The organism is Microcystis sp. M53603_WE2 (assembly GCF_030065435.1).
In genome coordinates this window covers 1-1365 of sequence record NZ_JASJFF010001303.1, presented here as the reverse complement: position 1 = coordinate 1365, position 1365 = coordinate 1, and the positions used below count along the sequence as shown (strand labels likewise).

The 1365-nt window shown below is 38.6% G+C and carries 3 protein-coding genes; all 3 read left to right on the top strand.

Annotation, left to right across the window (positions count from 1 at the left end; all coding sequences use genetic code 11):
- The coding region (gene frp / locus PX481_RS27320; protein ID WP_502888641.1) for a fluorescence recovery protein at nucleotides 1-211 on the top strand (211 nt) is incomplete at its 5' end.
- Nucleotides 212-378: 167 nt separating this feature from the next.
- Nucleotides 379-894 (top strand): alpha/beta hydrolase, encoded by a 516-nt coding sequence (locus PX481_RS27315; protein WP_002760940.1) that lies wholly within the window; start codon nucleotides 379-381, stop codon nucleotides 892-894.
- 72 nt (nucleotides 895-966) lie between these two features.
- The coding region (locus PX481_RS27310; RefSeq protein ID WP_288097079.1) for a DNA adenine methylase at nucleotides 967-1365 on the top strand (399 nt) is incomplete at its 3' end.

Sequence of the window (1365 nt, the reverse complement as noted above, 5' to 3'; positions counted from 1 at the left end):
TGGTCAGATCACGGTTTTAGATGATATCTGGCAAATGCACGATTATCTAAGCGCCCGACGACATCAGATTGATGGTAAATATGACTATCGCTATACTTCCCTAATTTTTGTCTTTGCTCAACTATTAAAGGAAGGATGGTTGAAGCTAGAGGATCTCAACGGTTTGGAAAAAGATAAACTAGCGAAAATCGCTGCTCTCTCGCGAATGTAAATTAGTGATTAGCATTAAGCTATCAGCTTTCTGCCCCTAGTTGGGTGACTAAAAAATTCATCTCTAGATAATCCACACCGTCTTAAGTTTTTCCTAAGCGGCAACCAATTCCGCTAGAATGAGTCAATCATCCCGATCGCTTTTCGCTTGTTTTGCACCTTTGGTTTATGTTCAAAAATCTTTTACTTCCCCTAGGAATATCTATCTTTCTCGGTGTTTGTCAGTCTTTGTCAGCCGCCGAATCAGCTATCATCAAATACTACATCTTCCAAGGGTCTGTATCGGTATCAGAATTAAAGCAATTGAGCGAAACAGGCGAATTAGCTCCCGCTTTAGCGTCACAATTAAAGATGGCTAACCAAAAACCCGAAGAATTCCGTAAAATCCTTAATCGTCGGGTAGCGGTGGATGCCGTCTTTCTTTCCAAATTTCTTAATAGTTTTTTTGGCGAAAGTTTGCTAGATTACGCCGCCGAAATTGTCCACACCCCCAATCGGGCTGCTAGTCGGCAAGCTTTACGGGGTTCCCTAGTCACTTCTGCCATTAATGATAATGAGATTCAAATCATCGAAGTCCTCGACAATTATCCCACCAGCGAGGTTCATGTGGATGGCAATCGTCTGCTGGATTTAATCAACCAAATTGAGTCAGTATTGAAAAAAATGCCCCGTTTACCTTTCTGATCCCAAATCCGCCTTCAGGTTTTCTTGAATTGCGCTGTAAATTGAATAAATTAGGATAATCTGGTAGGAATAATGACCACTTCTTTGTCTCAAAGGAAAACAGTTAGCGGCAAACCTTTTTTAAAGTGGGCGGGAGGCAAAACTCAACTGGTTCCCAATATTATATCTTTAATTAATTCCCATATTTCTCAGGATTGTCAGTTTAACTACATTGAACCTTTTGTCGGAGGTGGGGCAGTTTTATTCTCAGTCTTAAATAATTTTTCTCCTGTCCAAAAAGTTATTATTAATGACATCAATCCTGATTTAATCATGGCTTATAATGTTATTAAAGATAATGTCAAAGAATTAATAGTCAAGCTTAAACAAATCCAGCAGGATTTTTATGAACTTAAAAATCTAGAGGAACAACAAAAGTTTTTTTTAGATAAAAGAATAGAATTTAATTCTCGCAGCTGCGATGACTGTCTA

Coding starts and splice junctions, on each gene's coding strand:
- PX481_RS27315 (WP_002760940.1), top strand. CDS start 379: ATGTTCAAAAATCTTTTACTTCCCCTAGGAATATCTATCTTTCTCGGT.